Source organism: Ruminobacter amylophilus (assembly GCF_900115655.1).
Classification (GTDB): Bacteria; Pseudomonadota; Gammaproteobacteria; order Enterobacterales; family Succinivibrionaceae; genus Ruminobacter; species Ruminobacter amylophilus.
On record NZ_FOXF01000077.1, the window covers coordinates 1 to 7,163 of the forward strand.

At 45.1% G+C, this 7,163-nt stretch carries 6 protein-coding genes; all 6 read left to right on the plus strand.

Features of this window, described 5'->3' with window-relative positions; translation table 11 throughout:
• Positions 1-866: 866 nt before the first annotated feature.
• The 6 genes from BMY80_RS11520 to BMY80_RS11545 all read left to right on the plus strand — a co-directional run bounded on the left by BMY80_RS11520 (position 867) and on the right by BMY80_RS11545 (position 6,946).
• Positions 867-1,229 (plus strand): Hpt domain-containing protein, encoded by a 363-nt coding sequence (locus BMY80_RS11520; RefSeq protein WP_093143834.1) that lies wholly within the window; start codon positions 867-869, stop codon positions 1,227-1,229.
• Positions 1,230-1,315: 86 nt separating this feature from the next.
• On the plus strand, positions 1,316-2,599 hold the full coding sequence (locus tag BMY80_RS11525) for an FIST N-terminal domain-containing protein (RefSeq protein ID WP_093143836.1): 1,284 nt from the start codon (positions 1,316-1,318) through the stop codon (positions 2,597-2,599).
• A 6-nt stretch (positions 2,600-2,605) separates the two neighbouring features.
• On the plus strand, positions 2,606-4,981 hold the full coding sequence (locus BMY80_RS11530; protein ID WP_093143838.1) for an ATP-binding protein: 2,376 nt from the start codon (positions 2,606-2,608) through the stop codon (positions 4,979-4,981).
• Positions 4,982-5,179: 198 nt separating this feature from the next.
• Positions 5,180-5,620 (plus strand): hotdog fold thioesterase, encoded by a 441-nt coding sequence (locus BMY80_RS11535; RefSeq protein ID WP_031578677.1) that lies wholly within the window; start codon positions 5,180-5,182, stop codon positions 5,618-5,620.
• Between the two features lie 335 nt (positions 5,621-5,955).
• Complete coding sequence (locus BMY80_RS11540) at positions 5,956-6,426, plus strand: hypothetical protein (protein WP_177178588.1); 471 nt, start codon at positions 5,956-5,958, stop codon at positions 6,424-6,426.
• Positions 6,427-6,451: 25 nt separating this feature from the next.
• Positions 6,452-6,946 carry a hypothetical protein gene (locus BMY80_RS11545; protein ID WP_093143844.1) on the plus strand — a complete coding sequence of 165 codons (495 nt, stop codon included), beginning with the start codon at positions 6,452-6,454 and terminating at the stop codon, positions 6,944-6,946.
• Positions 6,947-7,163: the final 217 nt, after the last annotated feature.

Genomic DNA, 7,163 nt, shown 5'->3' on the forward strand with positions numbered 1-7,163 from the left:
CGGTAAAGACAGCCTCGGAACTGGGAGCAGAACAAGTAGAAACAGACATCAGCAACGTAACTCAGACATGAGGATTCCCTAATTAGGGAGTGATATAGATTCCCTCGGTACTCTCAGCATGCTACTTTCGCTAATGGGTAACCGAGGACAAGTACGGGGGTATCCCGTAGTAAATACAGAGAGTACCTACCTCATAATTTAAAGGTATGTCCAATAGAATGGGCACTTAATTTATGCCATGTCTAATGAATGGGGTAACTTGAATTTTAGTTGTCCGAAATTATGGATAACTAAAATTTTAAATGTCCTTGACAAAGGGTACAGTTCATGCAGACTCCCTGAATTTATAAAATATTCGGGTATTTTTTTTGTTTTTTGAGGTGTTTATGTCGAAAATCAGGCAGTCGGACCTGAGGAAAAAACTCAGTCCCGGCGAATCAAAACCGGTGTCAGAGTCTGTTTATCCTGATGAATATTGTCAGGCACGCTGAGATCGCTTCAGAGCACGTAATAATATGGCTCTGACCGCAGATGAATGTGAATCAGAACAAGCTGAATTTAAACTTCTTAAGAGCAGAAAGAGTAAATAATAACCGAAAATTTTATGGCTTTAACCGGATCGTACCGGTCTCTGCGCCTATATGTTCTGATTTGGCGAATGATCAGAAGAGGGTTTCGCGTAACGTCAGTATACCAGAATATAAGTTACTGTATAAAAGCCGCTTCAGCGGACCTGTTTCCGGCTGAAAAAGGCAGTCTTCAAAATTGCGATAGAGGAATATATATTATCTCTGAGGCTGTTGTATAATCTTTAGTGGGAAAATGACGATTATAAATAATTAACAACAGACAGTGATAATAATAAAATGCTGATTGACAAAAAAGAACTGATGTTTTTTCTAGGGGATCTCGGACCGGAAGTCCTCCCGTCACTTATTGATGTTTATCTGTCAGATTCAGAGAATACCATTCAGAAAATCACGGATGCCGTGGCATCGGGTGATTACGTATCCCTGGCCAGGGAAGTGCATACCTTAAAGGGCGTGGGCAGTACCTACGGAGCCACCAGAATCAGGGAGCTTGCCGTTGAGCTTGACGGAAGGTTCAAGAAAGGTGAAGAGCTTTCAGAGTTAAAGAGTGAGATCATGCAGCTTATAGAAGTTATCAGGGCCACCAACGTGGAAATGAGGCAGATTCAGTCCGATGTGCTGGAAGGAAAGCCCGTATAGAGATAATTCATAACGGTTCGGCTGAAGAAATTCTCCGGACTGTAAGTTTAAAAGACGTGAAAGTCAGGTGTTTTTAGGAAACGGATATGAAAATAAAGGTTGTAAGTGTAAAGGCTGAAGACAATGCCAGAGCGGTTTCGGACATCAGAACCCAGCTCCGGTCCTTTGATTCTGAAGCACCGAACTTTCTGATGGTTTATTTTTCATCCGTTTCCGAGGTCGAGGAACTGCGTCAGGCTTTTGTCTCCGCCTTCCCTGATACCGTGATTGCCGGCATTCCGGCAAAGGAAGGCTGTTTCAGCAATACGCTTTCGGTAGGTTTTGAACAGACTCAGAATTCAGGAAACGGCGGTGCCGGCAGCGGATCAGGCTCCGCCAAATCCAGATTTTCAGTAAAAAAGTTTTCTGAAAACACCAGTCAGAGCAAAACGCTCTTTGTTCAGGCATATTACGATCCGACATCGGCTTTCGGCTGTGCCTGCAAGACTTTCAGTCCCGGTGTGCCGATGAATCTTGATGAAACACTGCATGAGGTGGAGAATCAGGCGGACAGAGCCGGAATCATGCCCAACCTCATCGTGCTGTTCAACACCAGGAAGGTAACTTCGGCATTCGGCAACGAGGTGAAGAATATTCTGGGATCATCAGCCTCCATAGTGGGGGGGATTATAGACAATTCCCATGAGCACGTATCCTTCTTTACCGACAGGGAATCGGTTACCGCCGAGGAGGCGTATCTGGTGGTATCCTTCTATACCAACAGCACCATCCAGATTAATTCCCTCAGCGAGGTTAAGCTGTTCGGGGAACTGGGGCAGATTACGTCCACCGATGACATCGTAATCAGTGAAATTGACAACAAGCCGGCTGCCGACATGTTTTTCACCAATATCGATATTGACAGTACCTGCATGGATACGGATGAAATGCAGAGACTGCTTACCGGGGTAAACAGGGATTACTTCCTGGCATATGATTCCTATGACGTGGAGTACGGCAACCGCTATAACGTGTCAGTGGTAAACAGCGTTACCAGAAACCGCGGGGTTGAACTGAATTCGGCCTTTCCGAAGGGAGAGAAGGTATATCTGATGAAGGCTCACAACGTGGACATGGCCAACTGCTTCATGATCCACTATCCCCTGAATTACAGATCGATAGGGGGACTGCACTTCATGTGCGAATCCTTCTGCAAGGGGTCCAAGGCTCAGAATTTCAACAGCATTGTTGAACGTGTCAGAAATTATCATTCCGGCGCTGAATTCATGACCTGTTCCGTTGCCGGGGAAAACGTCGGTACCGTGGACGAGGAATACCGGCTGGCGAACTGTACCGTAATCACCGTATCATTTTTAGAACAGGTTGGGTAATTGATTATGATTTCCATAGAGCAACGCATAGCCAAACTTGAAGCGGAATTACGTCAGGCCAGACTTGAGGTGGAACTTGCGCGTGACCGTGAAATGAAGCTGGTGGACAACCGTAAAAACATTTTTAACGTGTTTTACGAACTGTTTACCGCCAACGGTCAGGAACAGCAGTTTGCCACCCTGATTGCTGCCCTGCACAACATAATCACTTTCGAAGAGGTCGTACTCATCAGTCACAGCATGGAGGCCGGGGACTCGGACAACATGGAGATTATCTATGCCTCCCATCAGGTTCTCAGAGATCATCAGTGGGGGCTTGCCGGACCTCTCAGCATAGCACTGAAAACCCAGGACATCATCATTCTTTCCAATCCTGGCGTCGCCAGGGGATTTGAAAGCACGGATCCGGAATTTTCAAGTCTGGTGCGTTCGGTGATGGTGATTCCGATTATCTTCGAACATCAGCATCTGCTGTTCGTGTGCACTCATCACGTGCCTCTGCGTCTTGACATGCGCAGCCGCGTGGACGTGAAAAACTATCTTCCGTTCATTGAACAGTCCATAGCCTGTATCAGCTACAGAACACAGCTTGAAAAGATTGTTACCGAACACACCAATGAAATGGTGGACTATCACAGCAAACTCCAGTCATTCCGTAATCTTTCCCATGAAATATTCTGGCAGACCGATACCGAGCACAAGCTGGTTCAGGTGTCCGTGGAATCAGGCAACATCCATTTTCTGGATTCCAACGACAAGCGCAATCTTCCGATATACGAAAGCTTTATAGGCAAGACGGTATACGATCTTCTGGACAGTGAACAGATTAACAAGCACAGTCAGTCCATGGTGGATCTGGTGAAGCTGGTAAAGGATCATGCCTTCATCTCCAATATTGAACTGCCTTTCAGACTGGGCGGCAGAACCCTGTGGGTTGCCATCAGCGGCGAACCATACTACGGCCAGAACGGCGAATATCTCGGATACCGCGGCATAGTCAAGGATATAACCAGAGAACACAAGGAACGTCAGGATTTTGAGAATGCCAAGATTGAAGCTGAACAGGCTGACCGTTCCAAGACTGAATATCTGGCCGTGATGTCTCATGAAATCAAGACTCCGCTGCAGGCCATCCTGGGGATGATTGACCTTCTGGAGCAGACTCAGCTCAACGAGGTTCAGACCTCATACATCAGGCACGTGCATCAGAGTGCCTCACTGCTTCAGACAATTCTGCATGACGTACTGGATCTGTCACGCATAACCTCCAAGGCAATGACTCTGGAAAATCTGAGTTTCGACATCAAGTTCGCCCTCAACTCAACCATCATCCAGATGCGCGACAAGGCCCTGGAAAAGAACATCAGCCTGAAGCTCAACATTGCCGACAACTTCCCTACACTCATTTACGGGGATCAGCACCGACTGTCACAGATTCTGTTCAATCTCATCAACAACGCCATCAAGTTCACCTCGGTGGGCGGCGTAACCGTGAATGCGGAACGTTTCGAGAACCGTCTGAAGTTTTCCATTACCGATACCGGTCCGGGCATCGAACCGGAAAATCTCAGCAACCTGTTCAAGCCGTTTGTGCAGGTGGACAGTTCCATTTCCCGCAAGTACGGCGGTACGGGCCTGGGACTTTCAATATGCAAGCGCCTGGTAGAACACATGGGCGGCAAGATCGGTATCCGCAGTGAAAAGGGCAAGGGCTCAACCTTCTGGTTTGAAATACCGTGCAAGGTGCCTTCATCTCCTCTTATCGGCGCCAACTCCGTAAGACGCGACAAGACCGAACACCGCGACCACAACTACCGCATCCTGCTGGTTGAAGATTCACAGATCAACCAGTTTGTCATCAAGACCATGCTGGAAAAGCTCGGCCACATAGTGACTCTGGCCAACAACGGTCAGGAGGCCATAGATGCCATCAGAAAGGAACTTCCGGATCTGGTGCTTATGGATATCCGCATGCCGGTTATGGACGGTATCGAGGCAACGCGCCAGATTCTCGGTACCATTGCTCCGCTGCCGATTGTGGCTCTTACCGCCAACAACTCGGATGAGGAACGTATCGAATGCCGCAAGGTAGGCATGGTGAGCATTGCCTCCAAGCCGGTTACCACTCAGACCCTCAAGGTTCTGCTTGACGATCTCGAAGGGGTAATCGAGGAATACGGACAGAAGCTCAAGGAAGGAAACTACAAGCTCATATCCCATCTGCCTGAAACACCTGCCGAAAGCGAGAACAGTGACAATACCAAGGTGGGTACCGTTTCTTCGGAAAACACCAAGAGCAACGCCTCACTTATTGACGCACTGATTAAGAACAAGCTGGGAGCGAACAGAAACAGCAAGTCCTCAAACAATCAGAGAACCTAGTCTTCACGGTTCGTGATTACGGAAGCCTGATTCATGCCGTGAATCAGGCTTCTTCCGTTTCAGACTCCGGTAATCGGCATCAGAACACAGCGTTTAGGTGCTGAATGCCGATTATTTGAGGGGGGCAGGTTACGGTCCCGGCTCAATGATAGTAAAATAACATCATTTCATAAGTATTCATAACAGCAGGACAGGAACATGATCTGGAAAAAACAGTGCAGCCTGGAAGCGGTAAACGCTCTCGGAAAGAATTCCATGGTGGAATTTCTGGAAATCAAATTCACTTCCATTGGGGATGATTATCTTGAGGCCGTCATGCCGGTGAATCAGAAAACATGCCAGCCCTTCGGACTGCTTCACGGAGGCGCCGGAGCCGTGCTTGCGGAAACCGTGGGCTCCATAGCGGGTAACTACGCCTGCGACAGGGATTACTCATGTCTCGGACTTGATCTCAACATAAATCACATCAGAGCCGTAAAAATCGGGGATACGGTAAGGGCTGTTGCCAGACCGGTTCACATAGGAAATACCGTTCAGGTATGGCAGATTGATGCCTTCAACAGCCGGAATCAGCAGGTAAATACCGCACGACTCACTCTGGCCGTAAGACGTCATATGACGCTGAAGGAAAAACGGTAAGGATTATGCGCGGCCGTTTTCTCGACCCGTCGGGGGAAAAAGACCGCGCATGTCGGAAATGCCGGTGCGGGCGTGTGAACCAAACTCTGTAAATTACATGTAGCTAAAAATGTCAGAAAAATATCCTGAGATATAATTTAACTTATATAATCAGGAGTTTTGCATTATGGTTAAAGAAAAAAGTCCGTCCACAGGATCCAGATGACTGAAGGGAAGCATCAGATTATCAAACAGCTAGTTCATGGATCTGATTTTGAAATATTGAATCAAACATTTTGGAATACCCATTTTCTTTTATAAGATATTCCGACATTTTATGTTTTTTAGATCTTCTCATGACCACTCCATTATCTATTTGTTTCATAATTTATAGGTGGTCAACTTTAATTCGTTTAGGTGGTCAACTTTTGCGATCGTTTAACAATCTCTTATCTTCACAATCTAAAGAATACATACAGGCTACAAAGAATAAACAGACCATCTTTGCTCGTCTGTTTCCTAAATTTTCTGTTGCAGTGCAGAATTTAAAGTCTCGTTTTTCTGGTAAAGGTCAAACTAACGAAGCAGATAATAGTGTAGAATCTGTTGCGTTTCCAAAAGAACAAGAAGAAATTATCAGTTCCAGACATGCATTTATGAACGAACGGATTCAGAAGGCAGAAGCTTCAAAAGAAATTGATGAAGAAACACAAAATCAAGCTTCTACTGAATCGCCACGAATGGCAATGATGCGGAGAAATATGGAAAAGAATAATGCTCGTGAGAATGTTATTTCCACAAGTCAAAAGAAAGGAAAATCTCGTTAATTTTTTAATATAGAGGATAAAACTTATGATAATTAAATATGCTCTTTGCGGTATGCTTGCAATGTTACCTGTAATTTGTTGTGCTCAGGCGATGACGGAACAACAAAAAAACTTTCACGAAAAGGTGATTAATCCTATAAAGCGAGAGATTTCACCATTGGTACATTTATGCTGGTTTGAAAATTTGGAATCGTCAAGTGTATGTGTTAATGGAACTTCTGGGTTGGGATACGAAATTCCTCATTACATAAAAAACAAAGATATTGAAAGTGTTAAAGTGCAGTCGAATGACTATACTGCTAAGGCTTTGAGTAAAGGAAAGGTTCTTGTATCAACGGTTACAGTTACTGCAACAAAGAAATATGATAATGCTACTTACGTTATGAAAGCTTATTTAGATGGCAATGATTTTGTTTGGAGTGATTCAAAAGATTCTACTTGTATTGAGAAGTCTTTGTGTGTTGATGGAATAACGGATACCATTGGTGTAGGTATGGAGCACACATTTAAATTTGAATAATTTTGGTTGATGTAAAAAGCCCAATTAATGGGCTTTTTTAACAATATAGTCTTAGTAATAATAAGGCTCGCCAAATACTTGGCCATCAACGAGAACTTCAACGTAGTGAACTGTCTTTGTGTGCGTGTGAACCAAACTCTGTAAATTACATGTAGCTAAAAATGTCAGAAAAATTCCTGAGATATAATTTAACTTATATAATCAGGAGTTTTGCATT